We start from the raw sequence: 19,394 nt of genomic DNA, 5'->3' as shown, positions 1-19,394 counted from the left end.
GTCCCGGCACGCAGGTCATGGCCGCACGACAAGTGCCGGTGGCCATCGTCGGAATGGCGGTGCTGCTGCCGGGCGCCGCGGACCTGGACGCCTACTGGCGCAACCTGCGCGACGGCGTGGACGCGATCGGCGCGGTACCGGACGGGCGTTGGGACGCCGAGTACTACCACCCGGGCACCGCTTCCGACCCGGCCGTCGCGAACCAGGTCTACGCCCGCCGGGGCGGGTTCGTGGACGGGCTCGCGCAGGTGGAGGTCACCCGGTTCGGGATCATGCCGAACTCGGTGGCCGGTACCGAACCCGACCAGCTCATCGCGCTGCACGTGGCTTCGGCCGCCCTCGACGACGCGGGCGGCACGGATCGCCTTCCCGACCGGGGGCGGGTCGGCGTCGTTCTGGGCAGGGGCGGCTATCTCACGCCGGGCCTGGTCAGGCTCGATCAGCGGGTCCGCACGGCCGGCCAACTGACCCGCACACTGGCGGAGTTGCTCCCGGACCTGACGGGAGACCAACTCGGAAGAGTACGCCAGGCATTCACCGAGCGTCTCGGTCCGGACAGCCCCGAGTCCGCGATCGGCCTGGTGCCCAATCTCGCCGCCTCCCGGGTCGCCAACCGGCTCGATCTGCGCGGGCCCGCGTACACGGTGGACGCTGCCTGCGCCTCCTCACTGATCGCCGTGGACCAGGCCGTGGGCGAACTCGCCTCCGGACGGTGCGACGTGATGCTCGCCGGCGGCGTCCACCACTGCCACGACATCACGCTGTGGAGCGTCTTCTCCCAGTTGCGCGCACTCTCTCCCAGCCAGCGCATCCGGCCCTTCCACCGGGACGCCGACGGCATCCTGATCGGTGAGGGGACGGGCGTCGTCGTCCTCAAGCGGCTGGCCGACGCCGAGCGTGCCGGAGACCGGATCTACGCCGTGATCCGGGGCACCGGCGTGGCGAGCGACGGACGGGTGGCCGGTCTCATGAACCCCGAGCCCGGCGGCCAGGCGCAGGCGGTACGGCATGCGTGGCGGGCGGCCGGACTCGACCCCGCCGAGCCCGGCTCGGTCGGCCTGCTCGAGGCGCACGGCACGGCGACCCCGGCAGGGGACAGCGCCGAACTCGCCACGCTCGCCGCGGTGTTCGGCCCCGGGGACGGTGACGCGGTTCTGGGATCGGTCAAGTCGATGATCGGGCACGCCATGCCGGCCGCCGGGGTCGCCGGTCTGGTCAAGGCCGCGCTCGCCGTCCACCACCGCACACTCCTTCCGACCCTGCACTGCGAAGAGCCGCACCCCGCCCTGGCCCGCACCCGGTTCCGCACCCTGGAGAAGGCCGCCGACTGGGAGACCACCGCGCGCGGGCCCGTGCGCCGGGCCGCGGTCAACGCGTTCGGCTTCGGCGGGATCAACGCGCATGTGGTGCTGGAGGAGGCCCCGGGCGCCCGCGGGTCCCGCGTGAGCGCGTCGGCCCGCCCGGTCCTGGAGGTCGCCGAGCCCGAGCCTGTCCTACTGCTGGCCGCCGACTCCCCGGAGCGGCTCGCCGCCCTGCTGGACGCCGACGACGACACCGTACGGGCCGCCGGCCACCCGCACCCGGAGGCGGGCCCCGCCCGTCTCGGCATCGTCGGCCCGACCGCCAAACGGCTCGCTCTGGCCCGCCGCGCGGTCGCCCGGCAGCGAGGCTGGCACGGACGCAGCGACGTCTGGTTCCGGCCGAGCCCCCTCCTGGGCGCAGGCCACGGCGGACTGGCGTTCCTGTTCCCGGGCCTGGAAGGCGAGTTCACCCCGCAGGTCGACGACGTGGCCGCGCATTTCGGTCTGACTGCCCCCGCGGTCGACGGAAACCGGACCGGGGACGTGGGCCGGCACGGGTTCGGCGTGGTCGCCGTCGGCCGCCTCCTCGACGCGGCGCTGCGCCGCAGCGGGATCGTGCCGGACGCGGTCGCCGGACACAGCGTCGGCGAGTGGACGGCCATGGCGGCGGCCGGGCTGTACTCGGGGGACGAGGTCGACGCGTTCATGGCCGCCTTCGACCCCGCCTCGGTGACGGTCCCGGGTCTCGCCTTCGGCGCGGTCGGCGCCGGTGCCGAGCATGTCCTCGCCGCCCTGCGCGACGAGGGCGGGAGCCGGGCGGGCCTGGTCCTCTCCCACGACAACGCACCCGGTCAGTCGATGGTGTGCGGTCCGCAGGCGGCGGTGGAGAACTTCGTACGGGCGCGTCGCGCCCAGGGCGTCCTCAGCCAGGTTCTGCCGTTCCGCTCGGGCTTCCACACGCCGATGCTGCGACCCCATCTCGGACCGATCGAGGAGGCCGCCCGCCGGTTCCGGCTGCATCCGCCGCACACCCCCCTCTGGTCGGGCACGACCGCCGCGCCGTTCCCGGAGGACGAGACGGGGATCCGGGCTCTCTTCGTCCGGCATCTGCTGGAACCCGTGCGGTTCCGGCAGCTGACCGAGGCCCTGAACGCGGCCGGTCACCGGGTGTTCGTCCAGGTCGGACCCGGTCAGCTCGGCTCCCTCGTGAGCGACACCCTGGGCGGTCGCGACCACCTGGTGGTAGCAGCCAACTCGCCCCACCGCACCGGTCTCGCCCAGTTGCGCCGGGTGGCCACCGCGCTGTGGACGGCGGGTTCGACGGTGGCGCCCTCCTTGCAGCCCGTCGAGGCGGCGACCACGTATCGACGGCCGCCGGTGCGACTGGACTTGAGCGGTGCTCTGGTGTCCCTCTCGCCCCAGCGGCTCCCCGAGCTGCGGGCCGAGCTGCGGGCGCCCGCGCGTGTGCCGGTCCCGGCCGGCTCGTCGCCGCTGGACTCCCTCGCCGAGAGCTCCCCGGTGGCCGCCGAACTGAGCGCCCTGCTGAGCGAGACCGCGGACACGGCCGCCGCCCTCATGTCTGCGAGAACGAGGACGCCTGAGCCGGCCCCGTCCTCCGGGCCGCGGCACACGACCGTCCGCGTCTCGACCGACACCATGCCCTACCTCCTGGACCACTGCTTCTTCCCTCAGCGGCCGGACTGGCCCGAAGTCGCCGACCGGTGGCCGGTCGTCCCGGCCACGACGATCGTGCAGCACATCGTGGACGCCGCGCAGGAGACGGACCCCGGCGGGACACCGGTCGCCGTGCACGGCGCGCGGTTCGACGAGTGGCTCACCGCCACCCCGGCCGTCGACGTGCCCGTGACCGTGACGCCGAAGGAACCGGGCCTTCTCGCCGTCTCCTTCGGCCCGCGGGCCCGCGCCACCGTGGAGCTCGCCGCCGCGTACCCCACCCCGCCCCCCGCCCCATGGGCCACCGACCCCGGAACCGAGCGCGCCCCCGACCACACCGCCGGCCAGCTCTACACCGAGCGCTGGATGTTCCACGGCCCGGCGTTCCAGGGCGTCAGCGAACTCACCGCGATCGGCGACCGACATGTGCGCGGACGTCTCACCACCCCTTCCGCACCCGGCGCGCTGCTGGACAACGTCGGCCAGATCCTCGGCTACTGGATCATGGCCACCCGTTCCGAGCGCACCGTCGTGTTCCCGGTCGGGATGCGGGAAATGCGGTTCTACGGGCCACACCCGGCGCCGGGCACGGAAGTGGAATGCCTGGTGCGCGTCACCTCGCTCACCGACGCCCTGCTGGAGGCCGACGTACAGCTGAGGGCCGGGGGCACCGTCTGGGCGGAGCTGTACGGCTGGCAGGACCGCCGCTTCGACAACGACCCGCAGACCCGGCCCGTCGAGCGTTTCCCGGATCGCAACACGCTTTCCGAGCCGCGGTCCGGCGGCTGGCGGCTGTTGCACGAGAGGTGGCCGGACCTGGCCTCCCGGGAGCTGATCATGCGCAACTCCCTGGGCAGTGCGGAGCGCGCGGAGTACGCGCGGCACGCGCCGCGCGGGCGCCGGCAGTGGCTGCTGGGGCGCATCGCGGTCAAGGACTCGGTGCGGCAGTGGCTGTGGGACCACGGCGAGGGCCCCGTCTTCCCGGCGGAGCTGCGGGTGCACAACGACGAGACGGGCCGTCCGTACGTCACCGGCGTGCACGGGCGGGCCCTGCCCCCGTTGGACGTCTCGCTGGCCCACTGCGCGGAGGCGGCCGTTGCGATCGTCCGGCCGCACCGGACCGGACCCGGCCCCGGCATCGACATCGAGGAGGTCACCGATCGCACCCCGCAGACCCTCGCCGCCGTCCTGGACGGGGACGAACTGCGGCTGCTGCACCGCCTGTCGGCCGACTCCGGCGAGAGCCAGGCCCTGTGGTTCACCCGTTTCTGGGCGGCCAAGGAGTCCGTCGCCAAGGCGGAGGGCACCGGATTCGGCGGCCGGCCACGGGACTTCACCGTGCTCGACGCGACACCCGCCGGCGACCGGCTGGTCGTCGCGGGCCGCCTGGAACGCGCCTACACCGTGCACTGCGTGCAGGCCACCAACCCGCCCCGGTTGCCGGAGCGCGCGTACGCGGTGGCATGGACGACGGGAAACCCGACCGCTAAGGAGTACGACGCCCGATGACAGCTCACACCCCCCACACCCCTGTCGCCGCCGACGAGGAGTCCGTCCTCGCCGACCTCACCGGAATGCTGGCGCGGCTCCTGGAGGACGAGTACGGCCTCGACGACGTCGAGATCGGCATGAGGACGACCTTCAACCGTGACCTGGAGCTGGAGAGCATCGACCTCGTCACCCTGGCCGGGCTGCTCCAGGAGCGCTACGGCGACCGGGTCAACTTCGCGGAGTTCCTGGCCGGAATGGATTTCGACGAGATCATCGAACTGACCGTCGGACGGCTGGTCGAGTACGTCGTGACCAGTCTGAAGGCCGGGGAGGCGAGCTGAGCCATGGCGATGGTCGACGCCGGCGCCGTCCGGTTGCACGTACAGCGGATCGGTCCCCGGGAGGGCCGGCCGGCCACCGCCACCGTGGTGCTGGTGCACGGTCTGCTCACCGACAGCCTGGCCAGCTACTACTTCACCGTCGCGCCCGCGCTCGCGGCCGCCGGTCTCGATGTCGTCATGTACGACCTGCGCGGCCACGGGCGCAGTGAACGCCCGGCCGAGGGCTACACGGTCGAGCACAACATCGACGACCTGGAGGCGCTGCTCGACCGGCTGGCGGTGACCGGTCCGGTGCACCTGGTCGGCAACTCCTTCGGCGGCACGATCGCGTTCGGCTTCGCGGCCCGGCGCCCCGAGCGGGCGGCGAGCGTCAGTCTCATCGAGTCCGAACCGGCCACCGCCGCCTGGGCGGAGAAACTGGGAGGCATCCTGGACCGCGTCGTGACCCAGCTCGCCCACAACGAGCCCGACGCGATCGCCTGGATCAGCACCCACCGCGGGCACAACACCGCCCGCCTGGCCAAGGGTGCGGCCCGACTGGCCCGTGACACCACTCTCGGTCGGGACATCCCGGCAAGCGGCGTACTGACGGCCGGTCAGATCGCGGCAGTGCGCTGTCCGGTGCTCGGCCTGTACGGAGGCGACTCCGATCTCGCCGAGCTCGCGCCCTGGCTGGTGTCGGCGCTTCCGGACTGCCGGACCGTGGTGATCCCGGGGCACGAGCACTCGGTCCTGGTGGAGGCCTCCGGGACGGTCGGCGGGCACATCCTGGCACTCGTCGAGGAGGCCGGCCGCACCACCGGGCGGGTGGCGGCGGAGGTGGCCGGGTGAGCCGCTTCCTCTTCGTCGTCCCGCCCCTGGTCGGGCACATCAACCCGACCGTCGGTGTCGCCGCCGAACTCGTCGCGGCAGGACACGCGGTGGCGTGGGTGTGTCCCGATCCGGCGCTGGTCGGCCGACTCGCGGGCCCCGGGGCCGGGCCCGTCATGGCGTGCGTCGGGGCACCTCAGGGCGAGCGGCCGGCCGAGCTGCGCGGTCCCGAGGCGCTGAAGTTCCTGTGGGACCGGTATCTGCTGCCGCTGGCCGAGGCGATGGCCCCGGGCGTCCGGGCCGCAGTCGAGGCGTTCCGGCCGGACGTCGTCGTCGCCGACCAGCAGGCATTCGCGGGCGCGCTGATCGCGGAACGGCTGGGTTTGCCGTGGGCGACCTCGGCGACCACGTCGGCCGAGTTCACCGACCCCCTCGCCGGGCTTCCCAAGGTCAGCCAGTGGTTGCAGCGGCGGCTGGGCACGCTCCGGGAGGCCGTCGGGGATCCGGCGGGCACGGCCGACCCCCGCTTCTCACCGCATCTCGTCCTCGCTTTCAGTACACCGGAGTTGGCTGGTCCGGCGCACGAGGGGGTCTGCTGGGTCGGTCCGTCGATCACGGCGCGTCCGTCCGCCGCCGGCTTCCCGTGGGAATGGCTCGACGCCGCCCGCACCACCGTCCTGGTCACCTTGGGCACGGCGAACGCCGATGCAGGCGGCCGGTTCCTCGATGTGTGCCGGAGCGCGCTGCGGGAGCGCGCCGACCGGGTGCAGGCGGTGATCGTCGATCCCGGTGGCGTGCTCTCGGCGCGGGACGGCGACAAGGATGTGCTGATCGTGCCGTCCGTGCCACAACTCGCCCTTCTGGAGAGGGGCGTTGGCGCAGTCGTCTGCCACGCCGGCCACAACAGTGTGTGCGAGGCCCTGTGGCACGGGGTTCCGCTCGTGGTGGCTCCCATCCGCGACGACCAGCCGGTGGTGGCCGGACAGGTCGTCGACGCCGGGGCCGGGGTGCGGGTGCGGTTCGGGCGGGTCACCGCCCAGAGGCTGGTCTCGGCGGTCGACTCGGTCCTGGACGACACCGGATACCGCGACGGGGCCCAACGGATCCGTACGGCGTTCCGTTCCGCCGGCGGGGCCCGTGCCGCCGCGCTCCGGCTCGGTGAACTGGACGCGTCCTTCCGGAAGCCTGCGGGCAAGGAGGGGAATGCCCGTGAGCCTCTGTGACGGCGAAGCCGGACACTCCGGGGACCTGACCGCGCTCCACAGCCCTGCCGGTCGGCCCCGGAAGGCTCCGCCATGTCCCACCCGAGCGGCCACGGCTCCGAAAGACACTCTCGCGCACTCCGAATCAGCCGATGCAACCCCACGACGTACGGGAACAGCCAGGGAGTTCAGATGAGCGAAGACACCGACCCCGCTGTCCGGATCGCCCGGCTGCGGCCCGGCTATCAGGCGGACATCGCCGCCGGCCCGGAGCGCTTCTTCGAGCCACGCCGCACCAGCTGCCCTTGGTGCGGTTCGCAGGAGCTGACCACCCGGCTGCGCACCACTGATCTGCTCCAGCACAAGCCGGGCCGTTTCGTACTCGACCGCTGCGAGGGCTGCGGTCACATCTTTCAGAACCCTCGACTCAACGCGCAGGGACTGGAGTTCTACTACCGGGACTTCTACGACGGGCTCGGCGAGAAGAAACTCGGTGACACCTTCGGGGGCCGTACCAAGATGTACCGGGGGCGGGCGGAATCGATGCTGCCGTACGACTCCGCGCCGAAGAGATGGCTGGACGTCGGGACCGGGCACGGTCACTTCTGCGCGGCCGCGCGGGCGGTGCTGCCCCACACGGTGTTCGACGGACTCGATTTCACCGACGGCGTCGAACTGGCCGAGCGGGAGGGCCGGGTGGACCGCGGCCACCGGGGCAGTTTTCCCGAGCTCGCACCCGAACTGGGCGGCGACTACGACGTGGTGAGCATGTTTCACTACCTGGAGCACAGCACGGAGCCCGATCGTGAACTGCGCGCCGCACGGGAGACGGTACGGCCCGGCGGGCACCTCCTCATCGAGGTGCCGGACCCCGAGAGCCGATATGCGAGGCTGCTGGGCCGTTGGTGGCTCCCCTGGCTCCAGCCGCAGCACCTGCACTTCGTCCCGGTGGCCAATCTACGGGAGCGGCTCACGGAGCTGGGCTTCACAGTGGTCGCCGAGCAGCACGCCGAGCCGCACGACCCGGTCGACCTGCTGGCCGCCGTATGGCTGGCGCTGGACCATGCGGCACCGCGCGACGACGCGCCGTGGCTGCCCGAGCCGCCGAGCCGGCTGCGCCGCACCCTGCGCGGGGCGCTGCTGGTCGCCGGGGTTCCGGCGCTGGTGGTGGGCACCCTGCTCGACCGGTTCGCGGTGCGGCCGCTGTCGTACCGGCTTCGGGTGTCGAACGCGTACCGGATCGTGGCCCGGCGCGACTGACGGGCGGGACGAGGTGTCGTCCCCGCCTCGGCTGTCAGTGGGTGGGGTTAAGGTCGCCGTCATGGCCAACCGTTCTTACCTCTACTCAGCGGGTACGTTGCCGACCGCAGCGGCGAATCCGGAGAAGATCCGGTGCATCTCCGAGCACAACTGGAGCATTCCGCTGGCGCACAAGCTGCTCGTCGGTCGCGAGACGAACATCGTCCCGTCCATGATCTGGAACATGCGTATAGGCATCGCGGCGGACTACGCCGGCGGTGCCGCCCTGCTCGGCGATCTCCTGCGCGTGGTCGGGCAGGGGCTCGAGGACGACAGCGAATTCGCCGAATGCGTCGCCAGGACCACGGCCCACCTGGACAAGCAGCGGGACACGTACTTCGTGCTGGAGACGGGGGAGATGGTCTCGCTCGACGACGAGGAACCCGAGGAGGCGGTGAAGTACCTGGTCTCCCGCGAAATCCCCGACGCCGTGGCCCGTGCCGAGGCGGCGATCGCCGGCGGCGACGATGCCTGGCTCGCGTCCCTGCGCGCCGATTGGCAGAACCACTTCGCTTCCTTCTACAGCGAGGCGCTCTACTTCTCGTTCCCCGACGAGTAGAGGCGCCAAGGGACCGTGCGGTCCGACCGCTCCGATCCGTGATCGGTGCCGGGGTCCGACGGGTGCCCCGGCCGATCGTCCTGTCGCCGGTCGAAGGGTGGCGGCCGTCAGAGCCGCAGGCCGTGGCCGAAGCGGTACAGCGGGTCGGCGGTGTCGAAGGGGACGTCCTCGCGGCTCTCCGCCACGGCATCGGCCGACGACGGCAGGTCGAACGGGAGCGTGCCCCGGGGAACCGTACGGCCGAACACCGTGCTGAGCAGCGAGTCGTCGTCGGAGCCGAAGTCGGCGACGACCGCGGGCACTTCGGCGTCCAGCGGGGTCAGCACCGCCGGGCGCTCCAGATAGACGAGCAGCGCGGTGGGAACGGCGGCCGCCACCTCCCGCACATGGGCGATCCGCTCCGCGGTGAACTCCAGGCTGCCGCCGTGGAAGTAGGCCCCCAGCACACCGTCGCGCTCCTGCCACGGGGAGGTCAGGCGCAACACCGCGAAGTCGGCCTCGGCGGGGGTGGCGGCCACCTCGGCGTAGGTGGCCAGGACAGCGGGATCGATGCCCTCGGCGTAGACCCGGGGGCGGCCGGGCAGGGGCAGCAGCCCGCCGGAGTTCTTGAGTACGACCTGGGCCCGCTGCTGGGCCGCCCGGCCCGCCGCGCGCAGGGATGCCGAGCCGACGAATTCGGCGGCGGCCTGCGGGTCCACGTGACGGTGCTCGAACAGGCCGAGGCGGAACTTCTCCAGGAGTAGACGGCGTACCGAGGCGTCGATGCGGGACTCGGCGACCTCGCCGGAACGGACGAGCTGGACGACGAGATCGGTGGAGACGTCTCCACCGAACTGGTCGACCCCGGCGTCCAGCGCCTTGGCGATGCGCTGGGCGGGGGTCAGGTGCTCCACACCGAAGGCATTGGGGCCGAAGACACGGCCGCCCAGCAGTGTGGACTCGATGACGTTCCAGTCGGTGCAGACGATGCCCTCGAATCCGTAGTGGTCCCGCAGCAGGCCGGTGACGACGGGCTTGTTGAAGGCAAAGCCGTTCTCCTCCCAGTCGGTGCCGACGGGCATGCCGTAGTACGTCATCACCTGCGTGACACCGGCCCGGAAGGCGGCCTCGAAGGGCAGCAGGTGCAGATTGCGCCGGCCCCCCGGATACACCTGCTCGGGGTGGCGCGGGTCGTGGGAGTCCTCCCCGTCCTTCTGCGGCCCGCCGCCCGGGAAGTGCTTGACCATCGCGGCCACGCTCTGCGCACCCAGCGCGCCCGGACCGCGCAGCCCCCGGATGAAGGCCGCGGTCAGGCGGGACACGGTCTCGGGGTCCTCGCCGAACGTTCCGTACCCGCGCGACCAGCGAGGATCGGTGTACAGATCGGCCATCGGACCGAGCGCGACCCGGATGCCGAGCGCCAGGTACTCCCGGCGCACGATGTCGCCGTACTCCTCCACGGCCCGCTCGTCACCGAGCGCGCCGAAGCCGGTGTGTTCCGGCCAGCGGGAGAGGGAGTCCATCACCTGCCCGGTGGCGGGGGAGGAGAACACCCCGTGGCGGGGGTCCGTGGAGACGGTGACGGGAATGCCGAGACGGGTGCCGGCGGCGAGGTCCTGGAGCCGGTTGTGCCATTCGGCGATACGGCGGGGGTCATTGCCGTTGAGGAGGTTGAAGTGCGTGATGTGCCGTTCCACGACCAGCTCGGCGGCGGGCAGGACACCGTTGTCGTGGTCGGCCTCGGCGAGCAGGGTGCCGTCGTCGTTCATCACGTTCGCGGTGTGGAAGAGCTGACCGGCCTTCTCCTCCAGCGTCATGCGGGCGAGCAGGTCCTCGGCGCGCCGTTCGGCGGAGAGGGACGGGTTCAGATAGGGGGCGGTGGTCTGGAACATGGAAGTACCTCGGAGAGTAAGGGGCCGCGGCCGGCGGCGGTTGTCAGGTGCCGCGCACCGGCCGCGGGGCTGAGGGGGAGGGGCGGTCGGGAGATGGACGGCGTCCGGCGGTCAGCGGCGCCGGACGGGCAGGACCACCAGCGAGGCCACCAGTGCGACGACGGCACCGAAGGCGAACAGCGCCGCGTAGTTGTCGCCGCCGCCGATGGCCAGCAGTACGGGCCCGACCAGCGCGATCAGGCTGTACGGGAGGGTGGCGGCGATGTTCATGACCCCGAGGTCCTTGGCGGCGGTGGCGGGGTCGGGCAGTACGTCGGCGGGCAGCGCGATGTCCACCGCGTAGTACACGCCCATGCCGAGGCCCATGACGCCCTGCGCGACGTAGAACAGCGCGGTCGTGTGCCCGAGGGCGAGGACCGCCATCCCGGTGGCCATCAGCACGGACGCGGTGAGGACGATGGGCTTGCGCCGGCCGATCCGGTCGGATATCCACCCGGCGGGGACCGTCGAGAGCAGGACGAAGACCGTGAAGACCAGGTTGGCGAGGAACACGGTGCGGGTGACCTCGGACGACGACATGCCGAGCACATCGCTCAGGTAGTACGCGAGGTAGGTCGTCGCCGTCGCGTAGCTGCCCCACATCATGAAGCGCGACAGCCACGCCCAGCCGAAGTCCCGGTGGCGCACCGGGTTGGTCCACAGCGACCCGAGCAGATCGCGCAGTCCGAACGGGGAGACGGAGCCGGGCTCGATCCGTCGGTCGCGTCCGTACACGAGGAACGGCACGACCAGCAGGCCACCAAGGACCGCCGGCACCAGGAGCATCAGTGTGGTGCTGTCGGTGAAGACGTCGGCCAGGTAGGTCCCGCCGAGCGTGCCCAGCGGGCTGGCCACCGCGAGGATGCTGGAGACGGTGCCCATCTGGGTCTCGGGGACCTGGTCGGCCAGCGCCCCGTAGATGGCGGCGACGAGGGCGTTGTACATGCCCTGGGCGATGCACCAGCCGAGCACGATCTGCCAGGTCGAGTGCGCCGTGGCCACCACGGCCAGCCCGACGATCCCGCCCGCGGCACCCAGTGCCATGTACGGGCGGCGGGATCCGAACCGGGAGGTGCAGCGGTCGCTGAGCGAACCGAAGAGCGGGTTGGCGATCAACGCGACCAGCGTGCCCAGTCCAAGGGCCCAGGAGAGGGCGGAGACCTTCGCCGACGCGTCCAGGTCCTCGACCTTGACCGCGAGGCTGATCATGGTGGGAGCCAGGAGGGCCAGCCACGCACCGAAGAGAGCCAGGAAGTGCACGGTGACGAACCCGCCGGGAACCTTGGCGGCCGGGGGCGACGCGGCGGGCGCGGAGGCCCCTACTGTGCTGGACATAGCTCTCCTTCGAGCATACGGGCATGCCGGAACGTGACCTGTCACGCCCGGTGAGCGGGGAGGGGGACGGGAGGGGGCGGGCGAGGCCGTGGAGTGGTGGAAAGGTCCGGAGCCGGGCCGGTCAGCTGGACTCGCGGACCACCAGCCGGGTGGGGACGGAGACGTTCCCGGGCCCCGAGCCGTTGTCGAGCGAGTCGAGGAGCATCCGTACGGCCGCCTCGCCCATTTCCCGTAGCGGCTGGCGCACGGTGGTGAGCGGTGGATAGGTGACCCGGGCGACGGGGTTGTCGTCGAAGCCGACGACCGCGATGTCGTCCGGGACGCGGAGTGCCCTGATGTGCGCCGCGTTGAGCACGGCGAAGGCGATCTCGTCCCAGGCCGTGACCACGGCGTCCGGCTCCGCGTCGAGCACCGCCGCCACACCGGCGGGGTCCGGATCGATGACCGCGCCCTCCTCGAGGGCGACCAGTTCGGGTGCGTAGGGGATGCCCGCTTCCCGCAGCCCGTCGAGATACCCCTCGAAGCGGGCCTGGGCGAACGCGGCCTCCATCTGCGCACCGACGAAGGCGATCCGGCGCCGGCCCCGCGCGACGAGGTGGCCGACCGCTTCCCGTACGCCTTCACGGTTGGTCGTGCCGACGTACGGGATGCCGGGCCGGGTCGCGCGGTCGTCGATGACGATGACCGGCATGCCGGAGCGAGCGAGATCGCCGACATGCCGGAGCATTCCCTCCGGCATCAGGAGGATGAGTCCGTCGATCGGGAGCGCGGGCAGGATCCGGGTGACGAACTCCTTCTCCGCCTCCGGTCCGGTGAGCGGTGGCTGCACCAGCAGGTGCAGCTGCCGTCGGTCGGCCTCCTGGGCGATGCCGTACTGGGTCTCCCCGAACCCCCACCAGGTCTGCTGTGGCATCAGCAGACCGATCGCTCCGTGCCGCCCCGTGCGCAGGGCGCGGGCGCCGGCGCTCGGTACGTAGCCGAGTTCGGCGGCGACGTCCAGGACGCGCTGCCGGGTGACGGCGTTGACGTCCGGGTGTCCGTTGAGCGCCCGGGACACGGTGGGCTTGCTGACGCCCGCCGCCGTGGCGATGTCATGGATCGTCGGACGGCGACGGGGCGCGGGATTGCTCTCGGAGGCTGCCATGGGTCCATCGTTTCGCTGAAACATGTTCCGGAATCGTTTCCGGAACTCTCCGAAGTTAAATCGGCGCAGGTGGCGCGTCAAGGGGCGCGATCTGTGACCGACGGCTCAGAGACGGATCGCGGGGGTACGTTCCACGGGGCGATCCGTTCCGCGCGGCGATCCGTTCGACCTGGTGATCCGGGAGTCCGCCGAGGCGCCCCGCTCGACGGGCAGGTCGATGCTTGCCCATGGCCGCCACAAGTTCCACGATCTGAACACCGAACCGCTTGAGCACATCGCCACCCGGTGGCTCAGGCCCGACCGACGATCCGGAGAGCACCCCATGAGGATCCACCTGTCCAGCGTCTTCGTCGATGACCAGGACAAGGCCCTGCGCTTCTATACGGACGTACTGGGCTTCGTGAAGAAGACCGAGGTCCCGCTGGGCAAGGACCGCTGGCTGACCGTGGTGTCGCCGGACGATCCCGACGGCACCGAACTGCTGCTGGAGCCCGACGGCCATCGCGCGGTGAAGCCGTACAGGACGGCGTTGGTCGAGGACGGCATCCCGGCCGCGTCCTTCGCCGTGGACGACGTGAACGCGGAGTTCGACCGGCTGCGCGGGCTCGGGGTGCGCTTCACCCAGGACCCGCTGGAGACGGGCCCGGTCACCACCGCTGTGCTGGACGACACCTGCGGCAACCTGATCCAGATCGTGCACAGCGAGTAGGGCCGAAACGGACCGTGCGAGCGTCGGCAGCGACACCAGTTCCTCACTGGTCCCGTTGGTGCCGCGGAGCCGGTACATGGGGCTGCGGCCGGGTGGTGGAACGGGGCCGACGGCACAGCTGCTGCGCGCGCCGGAGACGGACCACACCAAGGCCCTGCTGGCCGCGGTGCCCCACCCGGGCTGGAAGCCGCACCGGATCCGCCGCTGAAACCCTCGCCCGTGGACCGGGCGCCCGGACGGAGGTGCAGCGGATCGGCGGCATCGCCCACGACGGTGTCGAAGGAGCGTTTGTGGTACGGGTTCTTTCACGTCGCGCCGCCGTCGTGGGTGGCGAACAGTCCGAGGGACACCGAAGCCGGTTCGGCGCCGATCGTGGCCGGGGCGGCCGGCTCTGCTCCCGCACGTCCGGGCGTCGAACGCATGGTTGTGTTCCCGGTACGCGGGATGTGCCTGCACAATGCCACTCGTGACTGATGAAGATCCGTACCTGTGGCTGGAAGACATCGACGGCGAGGCCGCGCTCGAATGGGTGGCCGAGCGGAACGCCGAGACGGCGGCTGCACTGGCCGACGACGCCGGGTTCGCTGCTCTGAAGGCGCGCCTGCGGGAGGTGCTGGACGCCTCGGACCGGATTCCCTACACCGTCCGGCGCGGCCCGTTCCTCTACAACTTCTGGCGGGACGCCGGGCAGGTGCGTGGTGTGTGGCGGCGTACGACGCCGGAGCAGTACCGCAAGGACTCGCCCGACTGGGAGGTCCTCCTCGACGTCGACGCGCTCGCGGCGGCGGAGGGCGAGAAGTGGGTCTGGGCGGGTGCGCAGGTGCGCCGCCCCGATCACGACCGGGCACTGGTGTGTCTGTCGCGCGACGGCGGTGATGCCGTTGTGGTCCGCGAGTTCGACCTCGCCACCCGGACCTTCGTCGAGGACGGGTTCCGGGTGGCGGAGGCGAAGACGCGGATCGGTTGGATCGACGCCGACACCGTCTTCATCGGCGCCGACCTCGGTCCCGACTCGCTGACCGACTCCGGCTATCCGCGCACGGTACGCAGATGGCGCCGCGGTACACCCCTGGAGGAGGCCGCGCTGGTGTTCGAGGCCGGGACGGGAGACGTGGCGGCCTGGGGCCGGCACGACACCACACCCGGTTTCGAGCGGGACTTCGTCGCCCGGTGGCTGGACTTCTTCCGCAGCGAGACATTCCTCCTGAACCCCGACGCCTCGCTCGTCAGGATCGATGTCCCCGACGACGCCAATGCCTACGCCCACCGCCGGCATCTGATCGTCACCCTGAAGTCCGACTGGCTCGGGCAGCCGGCGGGCTCCCTGCTGGCGTTCGACTTCGACGCCTTCCTGGCGGGTGACCGCACCGCCGAGGCGCTGTTCACCCCGGACGAGCGGACGGCTCTGGCCGGGCACTCCTGGACCCGCCACCATCTGATCCTGGAGACCATGCGCGATGTCAGCACCCACATCGAGGTCCTGACTCCCACCCCCGGAGGCGGATGGGCCCGCAAGCCGCTCGCGGACGTCCCGGCGCTGTCCCGGGTCACGGTCGTGGACACCGACCCCGACATCTCCGACGAGTACTTCCTGGACGTGTCCGGGTTCCTCCAGCCGTCCGCCCTCCACCACGGGCGGATCGGCGCCGAATCCGAGGTCCTCAAGCAGGCCCCGGCCCGCTTCGACACGGCCGGTCTGACGGTGGAGCAGTTCTTCGCGGCCTCACAGGACGGCACCCGGGTGCCCTACTTCGTGATCGGCCCCGGCCACTCCTGCGCCACTCCCGGCCCCACGCTGCTCTACGGCTACGGCGGCTTCGAGGTACCGCTCATCCCCTCATACGACGCGGTCACGGGCCGGGCGTGGCTGGAGCGCGGCGGTACCTATGTGATCGCCAACATCCGCGGCGGCGGCGAGTACGGGCCCGGCTGGCACCAGGCCGCGCTGGGCGCGGACCGGCCACGGGCCTTCGAGGACTTCGCGGCCGTCGCGACCGACCTCGTCGCGCGTGGCATCACCACCCCGGCCATGCTGGGCGCCGCGGGAGGAAGCAACGGCGGCCTGCTCATGGGCGCGATGCTCACCCGCTACCCGCACCTGTTCGGCGCGATCGTCGCCCAGGTGCCGCTGCTGGACATGCTCCGCTTCCACAAGCTGCTCGCCGGTGCGTCCTGGACCGCCGAGTACGGCAACCCGGACAACGAAGCCGACCGCCCGCACCTTCGCGAGCTCTCCCCGTACCACCGGATCACCGCGGACCGGGCCTACCCGCCGCTGCTCCTGACCACCTCCACCCGTGACGACCGGGTCCACCCCGGCCATGCCCGCAAGACGGCGGCACGGCTGCGTGAACTCGGCCACCCGGTGCTGTTCCACGAGAACACCGGAGGCGGGCACGCGGGCGCCAGCGACAACGAGCAGTCCGCCCACAACGAGGCCCTGATGCACACCTTCCTGTGGCAGCACCTGGCGCCGGAGGCATAGCCGGCGTCCGGGTTCCCTCAGGCCAGGACGACCGGGTTGCACAGCGCCGCCATGCGCCCGTCGGGATGGCGCACCTCGATACGGACGAACGCGGAATCCGCCGTACCGGTGCGCCACTCCACGGTGCCCGTTCCCGCTCCGGGCAACGACGCGCGATGCGCCACGCCCTGCTCGGTGTGAAAGCCGACCGTGCCCGAGGGCACTCCCCGTACGTCCACCCGCACCTCGACCGGTGCGTCACCCGCCCTCAGCCGCTCACCGATTCCGGCGCTCCGGCCACCGGCCGAGGCCGTGCACGACAGCTCGACGGCGGCTGATCCGGCGATCCAGCTCCGGCCGGCCCGGATCCCGGCGAGGACCGCCTCGGTGCTCAGCTCCTCGGCCAGCACCACGGTGTGCGGGACTCCCAGCTGGCCCGCGAGATGTGTATCGCTGTTGCCCATCGCCGGCCGCCACCACCCCCGGTGGATGTCCGCGGCCAAGCCGCGCCCCCACTCGGCCAGGGCCGCCTCGTTGTCGGCGTTCCACGGCGCGTCCGAGCTCCACTCCCCGTTCCACACCTCGACCACATCGAACCCCTGGTACGGATACATGAAGGTGCCCGAGGCGTACGGTGCGTGCGGATGGGCCGCCACGCACAGGCCACCGGCTCGGTGCACCTCGTCCAGGTGTCCGTCGATCCGCCCGTCCCGCAGCCCGTACCGCCAGTCGACCACCTGCCCGGGGCGGATACCCAGTGCGAGCCAGTGTCCGGTCCGGGTGGTGACCTCTTCGCCGAGGACCACCAGCAGATCGTCACCGGCGTGCCGCCTCCAGGCGCCGTGCGCCTCGGCGGTGTTGTGTTCGGTGGTAGCCAGGAAATCGAGTCCCACCGCACGGGCGCCGGCCGACAGCTGCTCCGGCGTCAGCTCACCGTCCGAGTGCACCGAATGCACATGGCAGTCACCGCGGTACCAACCGCGCCCCCGGCCGGTCACACGTGCCGGTGGAGCTTCCGGCTCGGGCATCGTTCCTCCTGCGGCTCGACACGGCCCCGTGACTCTCAGCCTGCCACCGCCGCTGCTGCTGTATGCGCCTGGTTCCCCTCCACCCTGTCCGGCGATCCGGCGTGATCGCCGGGGCGGCTGTGCCACCGAGTGCAGCAGGTGGCGGGCACCCTCGGGAGCGATGACGCGCGTGGAGCGCAGTACGAGCTGTACATCGGGCAACAGATGCTCCTGATCCTGTGTCGTTCTCTGTTCACCGCCGTTGCCCGGCCTGGTGTCCGGGGAGCGGCGGTCACTACGCGCCGGTCGGGTCCGGCGTGGCCTGCGGCGTCACACCCGCGGCGGCCAGTTGAGGATCTTCTTGGGACGAGGCGTCGCGTACGTGCGCATCTTGGAGGTGCTCAGGCCGAGGCGGACGAGGGACTCAGCGATCATCACGGCGGCGGTCACCCCGTCGACGACCGGAACCCCGGTACGCTCGATGACGCGTTCGGTGAGGCCGGACATGCCGCCGCACCCCAGACAAGATCACCTCGGCGCGGTCCTCCTCGACCGCGCGTGCGGCCTGTTCCACGATGGCGTCCACGGCGGCCTTCTCGGGGGTGATGAGTGGGCTGGTGGTGGTCAGGCCGCGACCAGAGCGGCGCCGACCGGATCGACGGTCCCGGTGGCGATGTCGAAGACCCAGCCGTGCAGTGTGAGCGTCCGGCCGGCCAGGGCGCGGGCCACGGAGGGGTGCGTGGTGAGGTTCTGCAGTTGTGCGGCCACGTTGGCCCGCACCAGGGCGGCCACCCTGGCCGGTCCGGATCCGGTCGGCGTGGCGGCGGCCCGGGGCCGTGCGGCGTCCGCGTGCCGCAGCCAGCCGGCGACGACCGGCGCGGCGCTGAGGTCGTGCCCCTCGGCCAGGGCGGTCATCGCGCCGCAGGCGGAGTGGCCGCAGATGACGATGTCGGTCACGTGCAGCACGGCGACGGCGTACTCGATGCTGGCCGCGATGCCGTCCGGGCCGGCGGCGTGTGCCGGGACCAGATTGCCCGCGGTGCGGATGACGAACAGCTCGCCATGCATGACCTCCACCTATAGTGCCCAAGTCTTGCTATCCATAATTTCTATAGGTCATGTCAATGGCTTAAGCGCGGATGGACGGGCCGGTCGGCCTGGGTGTCATAGGTGACGGGATGCCCTCGGTGGGATATCGATTGGGCTTATCTATACTCGGAACATGGGTCCGGAACTGCGTCACCTCCGCTATCTGATCGCGGTGGCCGAGCACGGCAACTTCACGCGCGCTGCCGAAGAACTGCGCATCTCGCAGCCGACGCTGTCGCAGCAGATCAAGCAGTTGGAGCGCGTCGTCGGTGTTCAGTTGCTCGACCGCAGCGGCCGCAGCGTCCGCCCCACCGACGCGGGCGAGGCCTATGTGCACTACGCGCAGCGGGCACTGCGCGAGCTGGCCGCCGCCGACCGTGCCGTACTCGATGTCGCCGACCTCTCCCGGGGACATCTGCGTCTGGCGGTGACACCGACCTTCACCGCGTACCTCATCGGCCCACTGGTGGAGGCGCTGCACACGCACCATCCCGGCATCACGCTGGACCTGCGGGAGATGACACAGGACCGCATCGAGGCGAGCCTGCTGGCCGACGATCTCGACCTCGGGATCGCCTTCGCGGGAACCCATCTGCCCGGCATCACCACCACCGCGCTGTTCACCGAGACCCTCAGCCTCGTCGTCACCACGGACCGCGCCCAGGGCCGAGACGACCGGCCGCTGCCGGTACGTGACCTGGCCGATCAGCAACTCGCGCTGCTCAGCAGCGACTTCGCCACCCGGAACCACATCGACAGCTACTTCACGCAGCACCGTGTCAGCCCGCCGATCGCCGTCGAGGCCAACACCATCCAGGCCCTCACCGAGATCGTCCGGCGCACCGGACTGCTGGCCACCGTGCTGCCCGACGCGGTCACGGACGACCACCCGCACCTCAGGCCGATTCCCATCGACCCTCCGCTGCCCGCCCGCGTCGCCACCCTGCTGCACCGGGAGAGCGCCTACGAGAGCGCAGCCGCGCGTGCCTTCACCCGGCTCGCCCACGGCCTGGTCCGCACGCGCGGCTACGCACCGGCCTGAGAGCCCCGTCCCGCAGA

Annotated in this window: 14 protein-coding genes and 2 pseudogenes; 10 read left to right on the top strand and 6 right to left on the bottom strand. The window is 71.6% G+C overall.

Features of this window, described 5'->3' with window-relative positions; all coding sequences use genetic code 11:
- The first annotated feature begins 17 nt into the window (after positions 1-17).
- The 6 genes from OHA19_RS04545 (at position 18) to OHA19_RS04520 (ending at position 8,677) form a co-directional block, all read left to right on the top strand.
- Positions 18-4,484 carry a beta-ketoacyl synthase N-terminal-like domain-containing protein gene (locus OHA19_RS04545; protein ID WP_405722044.1) on the top strand — a complete coding sequence of 1,489 codons (4,467 nt, stop codon included), beginning with the start codon at positions 18-20 and terminating at the stop codon, positions 4,482-4,484.
- Positions 4,481-4,807 carry an acyl carrier protein gene (locus tag OHA19_RS04540; protein WP_405719711.1) on the top strand — a complete coding sequence of 109 codons (327 nt, stop codon included), beginning with the start codon at positions 4,481-4,483 and terminating at the stop codon, positions 4,805-4,807. The genes OHA19_RS04545 and OHA19_RS04540 overlap by 4 nt, the downstream gene beginning before the upstream one ends.
- A 3-nt stretch (positions 4,808-4,810) precedes the next feature.
- On the top strand, positions 4,811-5,638 hold the full coding sequence (locus OHA19_RS04535; protein WP_405719713.1) for an alpha/beta fold hydrolase: 828 nt from the start codon (positions 4,811-4,813) through the stop codon (positions 5,636-5,638).
- Positions 5,635-6,840: a glycosyltransferase gene (locus OHA19_RS04530; RefSeq protein WP_405719715.1), complete on the top strand. Its 1,206-nt coding sequence runs from the start codon at positions 5,635-5,637 to the stop codon at positions 6,838-6,840. The genes OHA19_RS04535 and OHA19_RS04530 overlap by 4 nt, the downstream gene beginning before the upstream one ends.
- 171 nt (positions 6,841-7,011) lie before the next feature.
- Positions 7,012-8,079, top strand: a complete 1,068-nt coding sequence (locus OHA19_RS04525) for a class I SAM-dependent methyltransferase (RefSeq protein ID WP_405719717.1) — start codon at positions 7,012-7,014, stop codon at positions 8,077-8,079.
- Between the two features lie 61 nt (positions 8,080-8,140).
- Positions 8,141-8,677, top strand: a complete 537-nt coding sequence (locus tag OHA19_RS04520; protein ID WP_405719719.1) for a hypothetical protein — start codon at positions 8,141-8,143, stop codon at positions 8,675-8,677.
- A gap of 107 nt (positions 8,678-8,784) precedes the next feature.
- Here OHA19_RS04520 and OHA19_RS04515 read toward each other — a convergent pair whose 3' ends face one another.
- The 3 genes from OHA19_RS04515 to OHA19_RS04505 form a co-directional block, all read right to left on the bottom strand.
- Positions 8,785-10,548, bottom strand: coding sequence for a glycoside hydrolase family 3 protein (locus OHA19_RS04515; protein ID WP_405719721.1), 1,764 nt, complete (start codon positions 10,546-10,548; stop codon positions 8,785-8,787).
- Positions 10,549-10,659: 111 nt separating this feature from the next.
- Positions 10,660-11,922 carry an MFS transporter gene (locus OHA19_RS04510; protein WP_405749451.1) on the bottom strand — a complete coding sequence of 421 codons (1,263 nt, stop codon included), beginning with the start codon at positions 11,920-11,922 and terminating at the stop codon, positions 10,660-10,662.
- Between the two features lie 121 nt (positions 11,923-12,043).
- On the bottom strand, positions 12,044-13,066 hold the full coding sequence (locus tag OHA19_RS04505; protein WP_405719725.1) for a LacI family DNA-binding transcriptional regulator: 1,023 nt from the start codon (positions 13,064-13,066) through the stop codon (positions 12,044-12,046).
- A gap of 322 nt (positions 13,067-13,388) precedes the next feature.
- On the opposite strand from OHA19_RS04505, the gene OHA19_RS04500 reads away from it, so the two are divergent.
- The 3 genes from OHA19_RS04500 (at position 13,389) to OHA19_RS04490 (ending at position 16,260) form a co-directional block, all read left to right on the top strand.
- Positions 13,389-13,775 (top strand): VOC family protein, encoded by a 387-nt coding sequence (locus OHA19_RS04500; protein WP_405719727.1) that lies wholly within the window; start codon positions 13,389-13,391, stop codon positions 13,773-13,775.
- A 76-nt stretch (positions 13,776-13,851) separates the two neighbouring features.
- Complete coding sequence (locus OHA19_RS04495) at positions 13,852-13,983, top strand: hypothetical protein (RefSeq protein WP_405719729.1); 132 nt, start codon at positions 13,852-13,854, stop codon at positions 13,981-13,983.
- 249 nt (positions 13,984-14,232) lie between these two features.
- Complete coding sequence (locus OHA19_RS04490) at positions 14,233-16,260, top strand: prolyl oligopeptidase family protein (RefSeq protein WP_405719731.1); 2,028 nt, start codon at positions 14,233-14,235, stop codon at positions 16,258-16,260.
- Between the two features lie 17 nt (positions 16,261-16,277).
- Here OHA19_RS04490 and OHA19_RS04485 read toward each other — a convergent pair whose 3' ends face one another.
- From OHA19_RS04485 to OHA19_RS04475, 3 genes and pseudogenes are all read right to left on the bottom strand, one after another.
- Complete coding sequence (locus tag OHA19_RS04485) at positions 16,278-17,267, bottom strand: CehA/McbA family metallohydrolase (protein WP_405719733.1); 990 nt, start codon at positions 17,265-17,267, stop codon at positions 16,278-16,280.
- Between the two features lie 309 nt (positions 17,268-17,576).
- A pseudogene (locus OHA19_RS04480) lies at positions 17,577-17,844 on the bottom strand (aspartate/glutamate racemase family protein); the annotation flags it as partial.
- 26 nt (positions 17,845-17,870) lie between these two features.
- Positions 17,871-18,308 (bottom strand): annotated as a pseudogene (locus tag OHA19_RS04475) (carbonic anhydrase); the annotation flags it as partial.
- 160 nt (positions 18,309-18,468) lie between these two features.
- Here OHA19_RS04475 and cynR point away from each other — a divergent pair.
- Positions 18,469-19,377, top strand: coding sequence for a transcriptional regulator CynR (gene cynR / locus OHA19_RS04470; RefSeq protein WP_405719735.1), 909 nt, complete (start codon positions 18,469-18,471; stop codon positions 19,375-19,377).
- The last annotated feature ends 17 nt before the right edge of the window (positions 19,378-19,394 follow it).

The organism is Streptomyces sp. NBC_00012, from assembly GCF_045040875.1.
Lineage (GTDB): Bacteria > Actinomycetota > Actinomycetes > Streptomycetales > Streptomycetaceae > Streptomyces.
The sequence above is the reverse complement of the archived record's forward strand: the minus strand, read 5'-3'. Positions and strand labels throughout refer to the sequence as shown.

Excerpts from the sequence above, each read along its gene's own strand:
- OHA19_RS04545 (WP_405722044.1), top strand. The coding sequence starts at position 18 with ATGGCCGCACGACAAGTGCCGGTGGCCATCGTCGGAATGGCGGTGCTG.
- OHA19_RS04540 (WP_405719711.1), top strand. The coding sequence starts at position 4,481 with ATGACAGCTCACACCCCCCACACCCCTGTCGCCGCCGACGAGGAGTCC.
- OHA19_RS04535 (WP_405719713.1), top strand. The coding sequence starts at position 4,811 with ATGGCGATGGTCGACGCCGGCGCCGTCCGGTTGCACGTACAGCGGATC.
- OHA19_RS04525 (WP_405719717.1), top strand. The coding sequence starts at position 7,012 with ATGAGCGAAGACACCGACCCCGCTGTCCGGATCGCCCGGCTGCGGCCC.
- OHA19_RS04520 (WP_405719719.1), top strand. The coding sequence starts at position 8,141 with ATGGCCAACCGTTCTTACCTCTACTCAGCGGGTACGTTGCCGACCGCA.
- OHA19_RS04515 (WP_405719721.1), bottom strand. The coding sequence starts at position 10,548 with ATGTTCCAGACCACCGCCCCCTATCTGAACCCGTCCCTCTCCGCCGAA.
- OHA19_RS04510 (WP_405749451.1), bottom strand. The coding sequence starts at position 11,922 with ATGTCCAGCACAGTAGGGGCCTCCGCGCCCGCCGCGTCGCCCCCGGCC.
- OHA19_RS04505 (WP_405719725.1), bottom strand. The coding sequence starts at position 13,066 with ATGGCAGCCTCCGAGAGCAATCCCGCGCCCCGTCGCCGTCCGACGATC.
- OHA19_RS04500 (WP_405719727.1), top strand. The coding sequence starts at position 13,389 with ATGAGGATCCACCTGTCCAGCGTCTTCGTCGATGACCAGGACAAGGCC.
- OHA19_RS04495 (WP_405719729.1), top strand. The coding sequence starts at position 13,852 with ATGGGGCTGCGGCCGGGTGGTGGAACGGGGCCGACGGCACAGCTGCTG.
- OHA19_RS04490 (WP_405719731.1), top strand. The coding sequence starts at position 14,233 with ATGCCACTCGTGACTGATGAAGATCCGTACCTGTGGCTGGAAGACATC.
- OHA19_RS04485 (WP_405719733.1), bottom strand. The coding sequence starts at position 17,267 with ATGCCCGAGCCGGAAGCTCCACCGGCACGTGTGACCGGCCGGGGGCGC.
- cynR (WP_405719735.1), top strand. The coding sequence starts at position 18,469 with ATGGGTCCGGAACTGCGTCACCTCCGCTATCTGATCGCGGTGGCCGAG.